This is a genomic window from Citricoccus sp. NPDC055426 (assembly GCF_040677445.1).
GTDB lineage: Bacteria > Actinomycetota > Actinomycetes > Actinomycetales > Micrococcaceae > Citricoccus.
In genome coordinates this window covers 747833-763079 of record NZ_JBFARZ010000001.1, presented here as the reverse complement: position 1 = coordinate 763079, position 15247 = coordinate 747833, and the positions used below count along the sequence as shown (strand labels likewise).

General features: G+C 72.1%; 11 protein-coding genes. 6 read left to right on the top strand and 5 right to left on the bottom strand.

Annotated features, from left to right (window positions below; genetic code table 11):
- The first annotated feature begins 62 nt into the window (after nucleotides 1-62).
- The 3 genes from AB0K08_RS03500 (at nucleotide 63) to AB0K08_RS03490 (ending at nucleotide 4650) form a co-directional block, all read left to right on the top strand.
- Complete coding sequence (locus AB0K08_RS03500) at nucleotides 63-1469, top strand: NCS2 family permease (protein WP_363351867.1); 1407 nt, start codon at nucleotides 63-65, stop codon at nucleotides 1467-1469.
- 105 nt (nucleotides 1470-1574) lie between these two features.
- Nucleotides 1575-2318, top strand: a complete 744-nt coding sequence (locus AB0K08_RS03495; protein WP_363351673.1) for an SDR family NAD(P)-dependent oxidoreductase — start codon at nucleotides 1575-1577, stop codon at nucleotides 2316-2318.
- Between the two features lie 28 nt (nucleotides 2319-2346).
- Nucleotides 2347-4650, top strand: a complete 2304-nt coding sequence (locus AB0K08_RS03490) for a S9 family peptidase (RefSeq protein ID WP_363351671.1) — start codon at nucleotides 2347-2349, stop codon at nucleotides 4648-4650.
- Between the two features lie 60 nt (nucleotides 4651-4710).
- Here AB0K08_RS03490 and AB0K08_RS03485 read toward each other — a convergent pair whose 3' ends face one another.
- On the bottom strand, nucleotides 4711-5658 hold the full coding sequence (locus AB0K08_RS03485) for a DMT family transporter (protein ID WP_363351669.1): 948 nt from the start codon (nucleotides 5656-5658) through the stop codon (nucleotides 4711-4713).
- Nucleotides 5659-5747: 89 nt separating this feature from the next.
- Here AB0K08_RS03485 and AB0K08_RS03480 point away from each other — a divergent pair, with 89 nt between their 5' ends.
- Nucleotides 5748-6674: a LysR family transcriptional regulator gene (locus AB0K08_RS03480; RefSeq protein WP_363351667.1), complete on the top strand. Its 927-nt coding sequence runs from the start codon at nucleotides 5748-5750 to the stop codon at nucleotides 6672-6674.
- Nucleotides 6675-6768: 94 nt separating this feature from the next.
- On the opposite strand, the gene AB0K08_RS03475 is transcribed toward AB0K08_RS03480, so the two are convergent.
- From AB0K08_RS03475 to AB0K08_RS03460, 4 genes are all read right to left on the bottom strand, one after another.
- Nucleotides 6769-9987, bottom strand: coding sequence for an FtsX-like permease family protein (locus AB0K08_RS03475; protein ID WP_363351665.1), 3219 nt, complete (start codon nucleotides 9985-9987; stop codon nucleotides 6769-6771).
- Nucleotides 9984-10721, bottom strand: a complete 738-nt coding sequence (locus AB0K08_RS03470; RefSeq protein ID WP_363351865.1) for an ABC transporter ATP-binding protein — start codon at nucleotides 10719-10721, stop codon at nucleotides 9984-9986. Before AB0K08_RS03470 ends, AB0K08_RS03475 begins: the two co-directional genes overlap by 4 nt.
- A 59-nt stretch (nucleotides 10722-10780) precedes the next feature.
- Nucleotides 10781-11398, bottom strand: a complete 618-nt coding sequence (locus tag AB0K08_RS03465) for a PadR family transcriptional regulator (protein ID WP_363351662.1) — start codon at nucleotides 11396-11398, stop codon at nucleotides 10781-10783.
- A gap of 94 nt (nucleotides 11399-11492) precedes the next feature.
- Nucleotides 11493-12236, bottom strand: coding sequence for a tyrosine-protein phosphatase (locus tag AB0K08_RS03460; RefSeq protein WP_363351660.1), 744 nt, complete (start codon nucleotides 12234-12236; stop codon nucleotides 11493-11495).
- Between the two features lie 264 nt (nucleotides 12237-12500).
- On the opposite strand from AB0K08_RS03460, the gene AB0K08_RS03455 reads away from it, so the two are divergent.
- Both AB0K08_RS03455 and AB0K08_RS03450 read left to right on the top strand, forming a co-directional pair.
- Nucleotides 12501-14144: an MFS transporter gene (locus AB0K08_RS03455; RefSeq protein WP_363351658.1), complete on the top strand. Its 1644-nt coding sequence runs from the start codon at nucleotides 12501-12503 to the stop codon at nucleotides 14142-14144.
- A gap of 34 nt (nucleotides 14145-14178) precedes the next feature.
- Entirely contained in the window at nucleotides 14179-15174 is a 996-nt protein-coding gene (locus AB0K08_RS03450; protein ID WP_363351656.1) for a 1,4-dihydroxy-2-naphthoyl-CoA synthase, read from the top strand.
- Nucleotides 15175-15247 lie beyond the last annotated feature (73 nt).

The following is a 15247-nucleotide window of genomic DNA, read 5'->3' as shown; positions in this document are numbered from 1 at the left end:
CCCAGGACACCCTGAACACCACCGGCACCCCCGCAGCGCGCAACGGCCTCGACCGCTTCTTCATGATCTCCAGGCGCGGCTCCTCCCTCGGGCAGGAGATCCGGGGCGGGCTCGCCACCTTTCTGGCCATGAGCTACATCATCGTGCTGAACCCGCTCGTGCTGTCCGGGCCGGACGCCCAGGGGGACACCCTCGGCATCGCCCGCGTGGCGGCGGTGACCGCCCTGGTGGCCGGCATCTCGACCATCGCCATGGGCGTCTGGGCCCGGCACCCGTTCGCCCTGGCCGCCGGGCTCGGGGTCAACGCCCTGGTGGCCATCACGGTGGCCACCACCGAGGGCCTGACCTGGCCGGCCATGATGGGCCTGGTGGTGATCGCCGGCCTGGTGATGGCCCTGCTGGTGGCCACGGGCTTCCGGCAGGCGGTGTTCAACGCGGTGCCGGAAGGCCTCAAGACCGCGATCGTGGTGGGCATCGGACTGTTCATCGCCCTCATCGGCCTGGTCAACTCCGGCTTCATCCGCCGCGTCCCCGACGCCGCGGGCACCACCGTCCCCGTGGGTCTGGGCACCGGCGGGGACCTGGAGGGCTGGCCGGTGCTCGTGTTCATCGTGGGGCTGCTGGTCACCTCCGTGCTGGTCATCCGCAAGACCCGCGGCGCCATCCTGATAGGGATCGTGGTGGCCACCGTGCTGGCCAACATCCTCGAGGCGGTCTTCCACATCGGCCCCTCGGTGGACGAGTCCGGTGACGCGAACCCGATGGGCTGGTCCCTGGTGGCCCCCTCCTTCCCCGACTGGACCGCGCCGGACCTGTCCCTGATCGGACAGGCTGACCTCTTCGGCGCCTTCGCGCAGGTGGGTCCCCTGATGGCCGCTCTGCTGGTGTTCGTGGTGCTGCTCTCCGTGTTCTTCGACGCCATGGGCACCTCCGTGGGGCTGGCCCGCGAGGCCGGCAATGTCACGCCCGACGGGACCATCCCGCACCTGAACCGCGTGCTGATGGTGGACGCCCTCGCGGTCTCGGCCGGCGGCGGGGCCTCGGGCTCGGCGAACCAGATCTTCGTGGAGTCCGGCACTGGGATCGGCGAGGGGGCCCGGACCGGGTTCGCCTCCGTGGTGACCGGCGCCCTGTTCCTGGTGGCCATGTTCCTGACCCCGCTGATCTACCTGGTGCCGTTCGAGGCCGTGGCCCCGGCCCTGGTGGTCGTCGGCTTCATGATGGCCACCCAGGTGGTCCAGATCGACTGGTCCGACTGGGGCGTGGCCTTCCCTGCCTTCCTCACCTTCATCCTGATGCCGTTCACCTACTCGATCGCCAACGGGATCGGCGCCGGCATGATCGCCTACGCCGTCATCCGCACCGCCCAGGGCCGGGCCAAGGACGTGCACCCGCTGCTGTGGGTGGTGGCCGCGGCCTTCGTCCTGTACTTCGGGATGGGCGTCTTCCGGGGGCTGCTGGGCCTGTGACCCACCCCACCTCCGCCCTGGGCTACCGTCTGGTGGTGGGCGGGCGATCACCGATCTGCCCGACGACCTGACCGACGATCTGACCGCTGACCTCCGGGAGCATCCATGGATTTCACCGACCGCACCTTCCTCGTCACCGGCGGGGCCTCCGGCCTCGGCGCGGCGACCGCCACCGCCCTGCTCGCCCGCGGCGCCCACGTGGTCGCCGCCGACCTGAGGGGCTCGCCCCCTTCAGGGGCCGTCCTGGTCGAGACGGATGTGACCGACCCGGCGCAGGTGGCCCACGCCGTGGAGGTGGCGGGCCAGCAGGGCGGGCCGCTGGCCGGCGTCGTGAATTGCGCCGGTATCGCCACCGCCGAGAAGGTGCTGGGCAAGACCGGTCCGCACGAGCTGGACTCCTTCGCCCGGACCATCCAGATCAACCTCATCGGCACGTTCAACGTGATCCGGCTGGCCTCCGAGGCCATGGCCCAGAACGAGCCCGGTGAGGACGGCGAGCGCGGGGTCATCGTCAACACGGCCTCCGTGGCGGCCTTCGAGGGGCAGATCGGCCAGGCCGCGTACTCCGCATCAAAGGGCGGCGTGGCCGCGATGACCCTGCCGATCGCGCGCGAGCTGGCCCGCTACGGCATTCGCGTCATGACGATCGCCCCGGGCACCTTCTGGACGCCGATGATGGAGGGCCTGCCGAAGGCGGCGCAGGAGTCCCTCGGCGAGCAGGTCCCGTTCCCCTCCCGCCTGGGCCAGCCGGAGGAGTACGCCGCGCTGGTCACCCATATCGTGGAGAACCGGATGCTCAACGGCGAGACCATCCGTCTGGACGGCGCCATCCGCATGGCCCCGCGGTAGGCCGCTGTGATGCGGTTGAATGGTCCCCATGACTTCCGCGACTTCCCCGCAGACCAGCACGGACACCACGACGCCGGCCGCCTCCTCCCAGCCCCCGGTCGCCGAGGCGCGGCCGGTGGCCCGTGAACACCACGGGCACACCTTCACGGACGACTTCGACTGGCTGCGGGACAAGGAGTCCGAGGAGGTGCTCGCGCACCTGACCGCGGAGAACGCCTACACGGACGCCGTCACGGCGGACCAAGACCCGCTGCGGAAGGCCGTCTTCGGGGAGATCAAGGCCCACACGGTGGAGACGGACCTCTCCGTGCCGTCCCGCCGGGACGGCTGGTGGTATTTCTCCCGCACCGAGGAGGGCCAGCAGTACGCCAGCCACTGCCGGGTGCAGGCCGAGGACACCGTGGACCGGCTCGCGGACTGGACTCCGCCGGTGATCACACCGGGCGTGCCCGTGGCCGGCGAGCAGGTCATCCTGGACGGCAACGCCGAGGCGGAGGGCCAGCCCTTCTTCTCCCTCGGCGGGCTGGCCGTCTCCCGGGATTCGAACCTGATGGCCTACGCCGTGGACCACGCCGGGGACGAGCGATTCACCCTGCGCATCCGGGACCTGAGGAGCGGCGAGGAACTGGCGGATCAGATCCCCAACGTCTCCTACGGGATCGTGTTCGACGCCACCGGCACCCGTGTCTTCTACACCGTCCCGGACGACTCGTGGCGGCCGTACCGCATCCTCGCGCACACCCTGGGCACGCCCGTGGAGCAGGACCAGCTGCTGTTCCAGGAGGACGACCCCGGCATGTGGTCCGGTTTCGGCCTCTCCGCAGACCGCACCGAGCTGCTGGTCTCCGTGGGCAACTCCGAGGTCGCCGAGACCCTCGCCCTGGACCTGCCGGTGACCGTGGACGAGCCGCTGGGCGAGCTGCGGATGCTGGTCTCGCGGGACCTGGGGCTGTTGCACGGCGTGGACCCCGTCACCCTGGACGCCGGCGGTGAGGGCGGGGGCCCCGCCCGGTACTACGTGATCGTGCACAACAAGGACTTCACCACGGAGGACGAGGAGCACGGCCCCGTGCCGGCCCCGAACAACATGGTCTCGCTCGCCGCCCGCGAGACGGTGACGGACCCGCGGTTCTGGCGCACCGTCGTCGGGCACTCGGAGACCGTGAAGGTGGACGGCGCCGCCGTCACCGCGACCCACCTGGCCCTGGGCGTGCGCCGCGAGACCACCCCCCGGACCCTGATCCTGCCGCTGGCCGGGCTCGCGACCGAGCACCAGGCCGCCCCGGTCGAACCGGACTTCGGCGAGGAGCTGTACTCCTGCGAGCTGGCCGGGGCGCCCTTCGAGTCGCCGTTCCTGCGGCTGGCCTACTCCTCCTGGGTCACGCCGTCCCAGGTGCTCGACTACGAGGTGGACGGCGGCGCGGGCACCGGCGCGCTGCACCTGCGCCGGCAGGTCGAGGTGCCGGGCTATGACCCGGAGCAGTACCTGGTGGAGCGCTGGTGGGCGCCGGCGGAGTCGAGCGATCGCCGGGTGGCCATCCCGCTGACCGTGATCCGCCGGAAGGACACGGAGTGGGACGGCTCCAACCCCTGCGTGGTCTACGGCTACGGCAGCTACGAGATGTCCATGGACCCGGGACTATCCGTGGCGCGGCTGTCCCTGCTGGACCGGGGCGTGGTCTACGTGGTGGCACACGTGCGCGGCGGCGGTGAGCTGGGCCGCGGCTGGTATGACGACGGCAAGAAGCTGGCCAAGAAGAACTCGTTCACCGACTTCGTGGACGCCACCCGCTTCGTGGCGCAGTCCGGCTGGGTGGACCCGGACCGGATCGCGGCGATGGGCGGCTCGGCCGGCGGGCTGCTGATGGGCGGCGTGCTGAACCTGGCCCCGGAGCTGTACCGGGCGTGCGTGGCGCAGGTGCCCTTCGTGGACGCGCTGACCTCCATCCTGGACCCGGACCTGCCGCTGTCCGCCCTGGAGTGGGAGGAGTGGGGCAACCCGATCGAGGACCCGGAGGTGTACCGGTACATGCAGGAGTACACCCCGTATGAGAACGTCCGGGCGGTGGACTACCCGGCGGTGGCCGCGGTGACCTCCCTGAACGACACCCGGGTGCTGTATGTGGAGCCGGCCAAGTGGGTGCAGGAGCTGCGCCGCACCGTCACCTCGGACCAGTCGACGCCGCTGGCCGCGGGCGGGGCGCCGATCGTGCTGAAGACCGAGATGGACGGCGGCCACGGCGGGGCCTCCGGGCGCTACCGGGCCTGGGAGGACCGGGCCTGGGACTACGCCTTCCTGTTGACCGCCCTGGGGGCCACTCAGCTGCGCTGACCCTGTGCATCTGGCGGTCGATGGGTGACCCAGAGTCCGGCGTGTCGTCGGCGTGTCGCGTCATCCTTTGACCTCCAGTTTTCCGCGGGCGGGCCGCGGACGCCTCCCGGTCAGGGTCACCCCGGCGCTGGCGGCGATGACCAGCACGATGGCGAGGTTCCGCAGCAGCCCGGACTCCTGGCCCAACAGGATCCAGCCGAACAGGGCGGCGAAGGCCGGCTCGAGGCTGAGCAGGATGCTGAACACGGGGGCCGGCACCCGGCGCAGGGCGGACAGCTCCAGCGTGTACGGCACGAGCGAGGCCAGCAGTGCGGTCACCAAGGCCATCCCGAGCAGCATCGGGTCGCCGAAGGCCCGGACCGCGCCGGGTGCGCCGAGTGGGGCCACCACGGCCGTGGCCACCACCAGGGCCACGGCCAGCCCACCCGCGCCGGGCACCAACCGGCCCACCCGGGCGCTGGTCAGCACGTAGCCGGCCCAGAAGACCCCGGCCACCAGGGCCAGGGCCACGCCCACGGGGTCCAGGGACTCCCCCAGCGCACTGTCCAGGCCCAGCAGCACCATGCCCGCGAGCGCCACCGCCACCCACACGCCGTCCAGCAGGCGCCGGGCCAGCACGGCGGCCAGCACGAGCGGTCCGAGGAACTCGATGGAGACCGCCGCCCCGAGCGGGATCCGTTCGATCGCCGCGTAGAAGCTGCCGTTCATGCACCCCATCGCGGCCCCGAAGAGCACCACCGCTGTCCACTGCTGGCGCATCCAGGACCGCACCCTGGGCCGCACGATGACCAGCAGGATCACGGCGGCCAGGCCCAGGCGCAGCGTGGTCACCCCCCAGGGGCCCAGGTGCGGGAACAGTTGGACCGCCACGGCCGCCCCGAACTGCAGGGAGATACAGGCCCCGATCACCAGCCCGACGCCGGCCGGCAGGTTCTGCTGCCGGGCTGGCTGAGTGCCGGGCCGGGATGCCGGTGCGATCTGGGGCAGGGGGTTGGTCGAGGGGGTCACCCATCCATGCTCATCCAGGGTGACCGTGCAGTCTAGCGACTGTTTCTCACCTGTACTGATGAGCCCAGCTTCACCGTACGATCGTGTCCATGCTCTCCCTCCCCCGCCTCCGGTTGCTCCGCGAGGTCCACCGTGGCGGCTCCCTGGCGGCGGCGGCCCGATCCCTGGACTACACACCCTCCGCGGTGTCCCAGCAGCTCAAGGTGCTGGAGCGGGAGACCGGGACCTCCCTGCTGGAGCCGGTCGGCCGCGGGGTGCGGCTCACGCCGGCGGCGCTCGGGCTGGTGGCCCACACCGAGCAGATCCTGGCCCAGCTGGAGGCGGCCGAGGCGGAGCTGGCCACGGCACAGGACACCGTGCGCGGGGTGTTGCACGTGGCGGCCTTCCAGTCCGCCGTGCTCGCCGTGGCGCCCGCGGCCCTGGATGCGCTGGCGCGGGACCATCCGGATTTGGAGGTGGCCATCACCCAGCGGGAGGTGGAGGGGGCCTTCGAGGGGCTGCTCGCCCAGGACTTCGACCTGATCATCAGCGAGGAGTATCCGGTCCGCCCCGACCCGCGGCGGGCGGGAGTGGACCCGGTCGAACTCCTGCGGGACCCGCTCCACCTCGCCCTGCCCCGGACCGGCCCGTGGGCGGGGCCGCTCCGCAGCCTGGCGGAGCTGGCCGAGGCCCCCTGGGCCATGGATCCCGCCGACACCTCCACCGGGGCCTGGAGCCGGGCCGTCTGCCGTCAGGCGGGGTTCGAGCCGCGGGTACGCGTGGAGACCCTCAACCCGCTGCTGCAGGTGGACCTGGTCCGGTCCGGACACGCGGTGGCCTTCATCCCCGCCCTGCTCGGGCCCCGGCACCTGGCCGGCGTCCGTTCGGTCGGCCTGCCCGGCGCACCGTTCCGGCTGCTCTCCACCCAGGTGAGGTCGGGGCGGACCCGGCACCCCGCCGTCGTGGCCTGCCGGGCGGCCTTCGCGGAGGCCGTGGGGCAGATGAGCGCCGCCGCACCGGAGTGGACGCTGGACTGACCCGCACCCCACCTCCACACCCATCACGAGCGCAGTTCAGGTAGGTCTCATCGGCGTTTCCCTACCTCAACTGCGCTCGTGATCCTTGGGCGGCTTAGCCGCGGTCGGCCTCACGGGCGGGGAGCCGGCCGGGGACCACGAGCCAGGTCAGGGCCGCCGCCAGCACCGGCACTCCGGCCACCAGGACCACCAGCTGCGGCCAGGGGATCCACCCGGCGGAGTAGAACTGGATCAGCCCGATCCCGACCACCGCGATCGCCCCGACGGGCACGCCCAGCGCGGTCCCCAGCAGGGCACCGGTGAAGGTCTGGGCCGCCGCCATGGACCTCCGGGTCCCCGGTGGGGCGCCCACGGAGGAGAGCACGGCCTGGTCCCGCCGGGCGTCGGCCAGGGCCAACCCCGTGGTCAGCCCGGCCACGGAGATCACCAGCAGGGCCACCAGCCCGGTGACCAGCCACTGGACGGGGAACCGGTCGCCGCCGGTCTGGGCCATCGAGGACATCCAAAGGTCGTCCCCGGCCAGGAGGTCGTTGACCAGCATCGACTGGTCCGCGGTGACGGGCTCCGCGAACCGGGCCAGCACGCCGTCGAGGGCCATGTCCTGGGCCAGGCCCGTCAGGGCCGTCACCGGGATGATGGCGATCGGATGGTCCCCGTCCGGTCCCGGGGCCTGCACGGCGTCCAGGGTGCGGGTCCGTTCCGGCTCCCAGAGCATGTTCCGGCCTTCCGCGGCGCTGATCCCCAGCTGGCCGGCCATCGGGTCGCCGTCTGCCTCCATCTGCTCGAACCATGCCCGGTCCGCCTCGCCCAGGGTCACCCCGGGGACCTCCTCGAGGTCCGTGGTGAACTCGCCCAGGGTGATCCGGCCCTCCTCGTCCACGAACTCCGGGTCGAAGACCACGGCCTGGCCGGACTGCACGGCCGCCAGCAGGTCCTCGTCCCCGCCGAGCAGCGGCAGTGGCACCGTCTCCGGCCGCAGCGGATCCACCACCATGAGGGTGGACATCGGGTCCGCGTTGGCCAGGTTGCCGGCGCCTCCGCCGCTGACGCCGCAGGCGGCGGCCTCGGCGCGGGTCATGGCGTAGACCGCCTCGTCCACCGCCGCTCGCCGGTCGTCCACGGTGTCCTGCGTGGGGACGGGGACCCGGCAGGCCGAGTCCTGGGGATAGAGGGGCAGCAGCTCGGAGCAGTCGTCCGTGCCGAGCACCTCGCAGGTCGGTTGCACTCCGTGCACCTCCCAGTGCGCCACCAGGTGTGGCGCACCCGGGGTGGCCGCCGCCGCCTGCAGCTGTCGCACGGCGCCACCCACCCCTCCGGCGTACAGCCCCAGCTGCGCGGCCGTGGGCTCCTGGCCGTCCACCGCGTAGAGCGCCTCCTGACGCAGCATCCGCTCGATCCCCTCCGCGTCCTGCACCCAGAGGTACCCGGTGTCCGGGCCCGGAGAGCCGTGGCGGTAGGCCCCGTTCTGCTCGCCGTTATCGGCGTCCGTCAGGGCGAAGGAGGTCAGGACCGCGGCGCCCACGGCCGTGGCGGCCACCACGGCGGCGGCCACCGGGACGGTGCGGGACCGGTTCCGGTGCGCATCCCGCGCGGCCATCCGCAGGGAGACCGGCAGCCGGCCGGCCAGGTGCGCCACCCCGGTCACGGTGCCCGGCAGCAACATCAGCACGCCGACCAGCAGGACCAGGGCGGAGGCCACCAGCGCCACGGCCAGCCACGGCAGGGCCTCCAGCAGCGCGCCCAGCGTGGGCAGGGCCATCCCCACCACGCTCGCCACGAGGGCCAGCAGCAGTCCGACCGCCGTCAGGACCAGCCCGGTCACGAGCACCGCCCGGCTCACCGGCCTGCGTTCCCCGGTGGCCCCCTTGATGGCGGCCCAGGCGTTCTGCCCGGCCACGGCCCGGGCCGGGATCCAGGCGGCGACGACGGCGCAGACCAGTCCCAGCACCACGGCGGCCACCACGGGCCACCAGGGCACGTGCGGGCCGTAGACCGGGACATGCCGGGCCTGGGCGGCCCAGACGACTCCCACGCCACCGGCCACGCCCAGCAGGGCCCCGCCGATCGCGCCGGCCAGCCCGCACCAGAGGCCGGAGAAGACCATGGTCTGACGCAGGGTGGCGGGTTCGGCGCCCGTCACGGACAACAGGGCCGTGGACCGCCGCTGCTGACGCGCGCCCACCGCGAAGGCGGCGCCGGCCAGCAGACCGGCCTCGGCCAGGGCCAGGACCCCCACGAACATCAGGGGCAGCAGGCTCATCCAGGCACCCGATGGGTCGTACTGGTCCTCGAAGGCCGCCTGCACCGGACCGGGCTGGGACATCACCGGTTCGAACAGCACGCTGAACCCGGCCTGGTTGTAGGCCCGGTAGGCGGCGTAGTCCTCCGGGACGTCGCCGCTCAGGTACGCCGAGACGTCCCCCTCCTCGGTGAAGCCGGAGGCGGTCAGGGCCTGGGCGGTCTCGCTGCCGGCCTGCACGTAGAGGACGGACTCCCACAGCTCCATCGGCTGGAACAGCCCCAGGGGGCTCGGGAACACGTCGATCCGGTCCAGCAGGGTGCCGCTGACGGCCAGCTCCGCGGCGGAGTCCGCCCCCGGAAGCTCCAGCTCCACGCGGTCCGTGGGCCCCGCCTCCAGGCCACGGGTGGCGGCACGTTCCCGGGCGGATTCAAGTTCGTCGCGCAACCCGCTGCTGGCAAGGACCTCCCCCTCGCCGGGCAGGGCACCGTCCACCAGTTGGAAGCGGCGGTCGGGGCCCTGGAGCTTCTCGTCGGTGAAGTCGGCAAGCACGAGGCGCACATCCAGCGTGGACCCGGGCACGGTCAGCGTCCCCGAACCGGAGGTCAGGAGGGTGGCCTCGGTGCCGGCGGGTACGGCGTCCAGCACGGAGCAGCCCGCCCCCTGCGGGCACACCGGCCAGTGGCTCGCCGCCGCGTTCAGGGCGGCCACATCCACGGCGGGCGCGTGGAGCCCCTCGGCGGCGGACTGCGCATCGACAGCCCCGTAGAGGTCGGTCGGCGACTGCAGGTCATCCGGATCAAAGAGTCCCTGGGTGAGGTAGCCGTCGTAGCCCCAGAGCACCTGCTCCCGTTCCTCCGCGTCCGTCGGCAGCTCCGTGGAGGCCACGATGACGGATCCGAAGGACACCGCGAAGACCGGCAGGCCGATCAGCAGCAGGATCAGCACCGTCCGCCACCGGTGGCGGCGCAGGTCTCGCGCGGCCATCCGCGCGGCGGAGCGTCGCGAGCCGGCGGCGGCGCCCGGGCGGGGCGCGACGTCGGCCTGTGCCTGTTCGCGTTCGTCGGCGCTCACCGGGCCGTTCCCGGTGACTCGGCAAGCAGGGAGTGGGGATCGTACTCGGCCCGGGCCTGGTCCACCACGCGGCCGTCCCGCAGGAAGACCACGCGGTCCGCCCAGCCGGCATGGCGGGCCTCGTGCGTGACCAGCACCACCGCGGCCCCGGCATCCGCCCGGCGGCGCAGCACGGCCATGATCTCCTCGCCCGTGACCGAGTCCAGGGCACCGGTGGGCTCGTCGGCGAGGATCAGGGCCTTCTCCCCCACGATCGCCCGGGCGATCGCCACCCGCTGCTGCTGCCCGCCGGAGAGCTCGTCCAGGAACCGGCCGGCGAGGTCCTCGATGCCGACCTGGCGCAGCGCGTCCTTGGCCTGGCGCTGGGCCTTGGCCGGCTTCGTCCCGTCCAGCTCCAGGGGCAGGGCCACGTTCTCGGCTGCGTTCAGGGTGGGGATGAGGTTGTAGTCCTGGAAGACGTAGCCCACCGCGCGGCGGCGCAGCCGAGCCTTCTCCGCCAGGGTGATCCGGCTCAGCGGGGTGCCGCGGACGTAGACCTCCCCACCGGTGGCCGCGTCCAGTCCCCCGGCCAGGGCCAGCAACGACGACTTCCCGGACCCGGAGGGACCCATGACGGCCACGAACTCGCCCGCATGGACGGTCAGATCGATTTCGCGCAGGGCGGCCACCGTGGTGGAGCCGTCCCCGTAGGTCTTGGAGACGGCGCTCAGCTCGAGGATCTGTCGGGCCGGCATGCCGTGGGTGGCGGGGCGGATCGCGGGTTCAGGGGATGCATGCCGTGCGTTCACGTCCCTCACCGGGACTTTCGCTGGAAGGAGGCGGCCGGCGTCGGACCCTGGTCTTCGAGGGCGTGGATCTCCGGGAACGCTCCGGGCAGCTGGCCGGCGCGGGCGGCGCGCAGCACGGCGGCCTCGCAGTGGTCGAGCCAGCGGATCTCCGCCTCGGCCGTGAAGATGAGTGATTCGAGCACGAGGAGCCCGGCCAGTTCCGCCGGCCCCGAGTCCCCGGCGGTGGACCGCTTGGCCCGGTTGACGTCCTGCAGGGCACGCAGGGTGGCGGTGCGCTGGGCCTGGATGACGCGCTCCACGTCCACGCCGGGGGTGGTAACGGCCAGGGCCAGTTTGATGGCGAGCTCGTTGCGGGGCGGGTTCTGCGGCTGCGAGGGCTGGGCGAACCAGTCCCCGGCCTCGGCCCGTCCGGCCTCGGTGAGGGCGTAGTTCCGGTGACCGGCGCCGTCGTCGCCCTGGTCCGCCACGAGCCCGTCCCGCTCGAGGCGGTCGAGCGTGGTGTAGACCTGTCCGATGTTCAGCGGCCAGGTGCCGCCCGTGCGCTCCTCGAACTCGGCGCGCAGCTGGTAGCCGTAGCGCGGGCCCTGGGTGAGCAGGGCGAGCAGGCTGTGTTTGACGGACATCGGTGGCCTCCCGGACCGGTGGGACCCGGCGGACCTACCGGGTATGCACACTGAGTATGCATACCCGGTAGGGTTCTCGTCAATCCGGCTCTCGTCAATCCAGCTCCAGTTTCCGCCGCACCGCCTCCACCTCGGGCCCGGTCACGCCGGCCGCCGCCAGCAACGTGGCCACAGCGTCGGCGTCCGGCAGGGAGTCGGCGAAGTCCTGCAGCGACTCGATCCGGCCGCCCAGGAAGCCCTCCAGCTCCTCCCCGACGAGGTGCCGCTCATGGGGGTGCGGCACGGGACTGATGCAGTGCCAGTCGTTGATGCCGCGCGCGCCGGCGTCGTACTGCGGGATCACCAGGTCACGGCGGTCCGCGAGCAGCAGCAGCAGGGTGACCACGAGCCCGGTCCGGTCCCGGCCGGCCGAGCAGTGCAGGACCACGCCCCCGGGAGCCGCGGCGATCGCCCGGAAGACGGCGGCCAGCCGGTCCGGGAAGTACTCCAGGGCCGAGGGGTAGTAGCGCGGGTGGTTCGGGTACGGCGCGCCGTCGGCGAGCGCGGGCGCGAGGTACTCCTCGTGAGCGTGGTCCTCCACCGGGCGGTGCAGGACCTCGACCCCCGAGGTGGCCGCCTCCGTCACCTCCGGATCGCTGGGCCGGCGCCTCCGCTCGGGGTCATTGCGCAGGTCGATGACGGTGCTGACGCCGTCGGCGCGCAACTGCCGCCAGCCTGACTCGGTCAGCCATTCCTGCCGCCCCATGCGGTAGACCGATCCCAGGACGTGCCGCGCGTTGACAGCCCCCTCCCAGCCCATCGGAGCTCCAGCTTCAGGGGTCTGCGGTGCCTCACTCATGCCTTCAGCCTGCCACGCCGCAGGGCGCGGATGGACGCAGGTCAGGGCCGTGATGCATGTCACCGGATTTGACGCGGGTCACCCCCGTTTCGCTACGGTCGATGGTCTGCCATCCCAGGCAGGCCTCCGATGCTGGATCCCGGGGCCATCCACACCGGATCGTGTCCCGCGCCCCCGGACCGCCCTCGTCGGGCAGACCGGGCCTACCGCTCGATCGGGCCTGGAACACCCCTGACGGGGTGAACCGCACCAGGAAGATCACCTGTGTCTGAAACAGAGTCCCATCCCCCGGTTGTCTCCCACCGGGCGTCGCCCGGCCGGTTCTCCCGGCCCGTCCGCACCCCGCGGAAGAAGACGCCGCCCGCAGCGATCCGCAAGGCCACCGCGGCCTCGGCACTGGGCAACGCGACCGAGTGGTACGACTACGGCGTCTACGCCGTGGCCACCGCCTACATCACCCAGCACTTCTTCCCGGGCGAGCAGGGGATGCTGCTGACCCTGGCCACCTTCGCCATCTCCTTCCTGGTCCGCCCCCTCGGCGGCCTGGTCTGGGGCCCGCTCGGCGACCGGCTCGGCCGCAAGACCATCCTGGCCATGACGATCCTGATGATGTCCGGCGCCACGTTCCTGATCGGGGTGCTGCCCTCCTTCGAGCAGGTGGGCGTGTGGGCCCCGGTGCTGCTGATCGTGCTGCGCATGGTCCAGGGCTTCTCCACGGGCGGCGAGTACGGCGGCGCGGCCACCTACATGTCCGAGTACGCCCCGGACCGCAAGCGCGGCTTCTTCGGCTCCTTCCTCGAGTTCGGCACCCTCGGCGGCTTCGCCCTCGGCACCGCCGTCATGCTGGTGCTCGAGCTGGTGCTCTCACCCGAGCAGATGTCCTCCTGGGGCTGGCGGCTGCCGTTCCTGCTGGCCGCCCCCATGGGCCTGATCGGCTTCTACCTGCGCTCCAAGCTGGACGACACCCCCGTGTTCGAGGAGATGAACGCCTCCGACGAGGACTCCAGAGGCACCGGGCCGGCCACCGCGGCGGGCGAGCCGACCTCCGAGACCGTGGCGCCGCCGTCGTTGGCCCAGGTGTTCCGGGACCACTGGAAGCCGATGCTCGTGATGACCGGCCTGGTGATCTCCGTGAACGTGGTGAACTACACGCTGCTGTCCTACATGCCGACCTACCTGGAACAGCAGATCGGGCTGCCGGCCGCGGCCGGGCTGATGATCATCCTCATCGGCGAGATCGCCATGATGGCGCTCATGCCCTGGGCCGGTGGCCTCTCGGACCGGTTCGGGCGCAAGCCGTCCTGGTACTTCTCCCTCGCCGGGCTGATCCTGCTGGCCATCCCCATGTTCATGCTGATGGGCCTGAACTTCGGCCTGGCCATCCTCGGCTTCGCCGTGCTGGGCCTGCTGTACATCCCGCAGCTGTCCACCATCACCGCCACCTTCCCGGCGATGCTCCCCACCCAGGCGCGGTTCTCCGGCTTCGCCATCACCTACAACATCGCCACCTCGATCTTCGGCGGCACCGCGGCGCTCGTGAACGAGTGGGGCATCGGGGCCACCGGGGATGTGAGGTTCCCGGCGTACTACATGATGGGCGCCTGCGCCGTGGGCCTGGTCTGCGCCTGGTTCATGCGGGAGACGGCCGGGGCCTCCCTGCGGGGCACCGAGGTCCCGGGCTCCATCGGCTCGGCCGTGGTCCCCGGCTCCCCCGCCGAGTCCGCCCTCGAGGAGGGCCGTCAGCCGGAACAGCGCTCCATGGACGAGGCCGAGATGTTGGCGCTGGCAGAGGAGGCCAAGCTGGCCGCGGCCACCGGAGCGGGCGGTGTGGCCGTGGACGGTGCCGGTGACCTTGACGGTGCCGGGGATCCCGACGGCGGCGCCCGGGTGGGTGCGCCCGTCGCCTGATCGCCGGCTCACCGCCGGGGCTAGACTCGGCCGGGTGAGCACTGATCAGACCACCCCCGCATCCGCAGACCAGAACGCCCTTCCCGAGAAGGTCTCCGACCTCTTCGACCCGCAGCGCTGGCGTGCGGTGGAGGGCTTCGGCTTCGAGGACATCACCTACCACCGGCAGGTGGAGCGGGACGCGGACGGCGCGGTCGTCAAGGACCTGCCCACGGTCCGCATCGCCTTCGACCGGCCGGAGGTCCGCAACGCCTTCCGCCCCGGCACGGTGGACGAGCTGTTCCGCGCCCTGGATCACGCCCGGATGACCCCGGACGTCGGCTGCATCCTGCTCACCGGCAACGGCCCCTCCCCCAAGGACGGCGGCCACTCCTTCTGCTCCGGCGGCGACCAGCGCATCCGCGGCCGGGACGGCTACCGGTACGAGGTGGAGGGCTCCGAGTCATCCTCGGCCGAGACCATCGACCCGGCCCGCGCCGGCCGCCTGCACATCCTGGAGGTCCAGCGGCTGATGCGGACCACGCCCAAGCCGATCATCGCCGTCGTCAACGGCTGGGCCGCAGGCGGCGGGCACTCCCTGCACGTGGTGGCGGACCTGACCATCGCCTCGAGGCAGCACGGGAAGTTCAAGCAGACCGACGCCACGGTGGGCTCCTTCGACGCCGGCTACGGATCCGCCCTGCTGGCCCGCCACATCGGCCAGAAGAACGCCCGCGGCATCTTCTTCCTGGCCCGCGAGTACTCCGCCGAGCAGATGGTGGAGATGGGCGCCGTCAACGAGGCCGTGGACCACGAGCGACTGGAGGAGGTCGCCCTGGAGTACGCCGCGGACATCAACCGCCAGTCCCCGCAGGCCATCCGGATGCTCAAGTTCGCCTTCAACATGGCCGACGACGGCATGTCCGGCCAGCAGGTGTTCGCCGGCGAGGCCACCCGCATGGGCTACATGACGGACGAGGCCGTCGAGGGCCGGGACGCGTTCCTGCAGAAGCGGGACCCGGACTGGTCGGGGTTCCCGTACTACTTCTGATGCCCGGCGGTAGACTGATCAGCACCACCGGGCAAGGAGTGAGCATGTCGGTTCCCCACGAAGAACCCACCGA

Coding starts and splice junctions, on each gene's coding strand:
- AB0K08_RS03470 (WP_363351865.1), bottom strand. CDS start 10,721: ATGCCGGCCCGACAGATCCTCGAGCTGAGCGCCGTCTCCAAGACCTAC.
- AB0K08_RS03465 (WP_363351662.1), bottom strand. CDS start 11,398: ATGTCCGTCAAACACAGCCTGCTCGCCCTGCTCACCCAGGGCCCGCGC.
- AB0K08_RS03480 (WP_363351667.1), top strand. CDS start 5,748: ATGCTCTCCCTCCCCCGCCTCCGGTTGCTCCGCGAGGTCCACCGTGGC.
- AB0K08_RS03460 (WP_363351660.1), bottom strand. CDS start 12,236: ATGAGTGAGGCACCGCAGACCCCTGAAGCTGGAGCTCCGATGGGCTGG.
- AB0K08_RS03495 (WP_363351673.1), top strand. CDS start 1,575: ATGGATTTCACCGACCGCACCTTCCTCGTCACCGGCGGGGCCTCCGGC.
- AB0K08_RS03490 (WP_363351671.1), top strand. CDS start 2,347: ATGACTTCCGCGACTTCCCCGCAGACCAGCACGGACACCACGACGCCG.
- AB0K08_RS03500 (WP_363351867.1), top strand. CDS start 63: ATGATCTCCAGGCGCGGCTCCTCCCTCGGGCAGGAGATCCGGGGCGGG.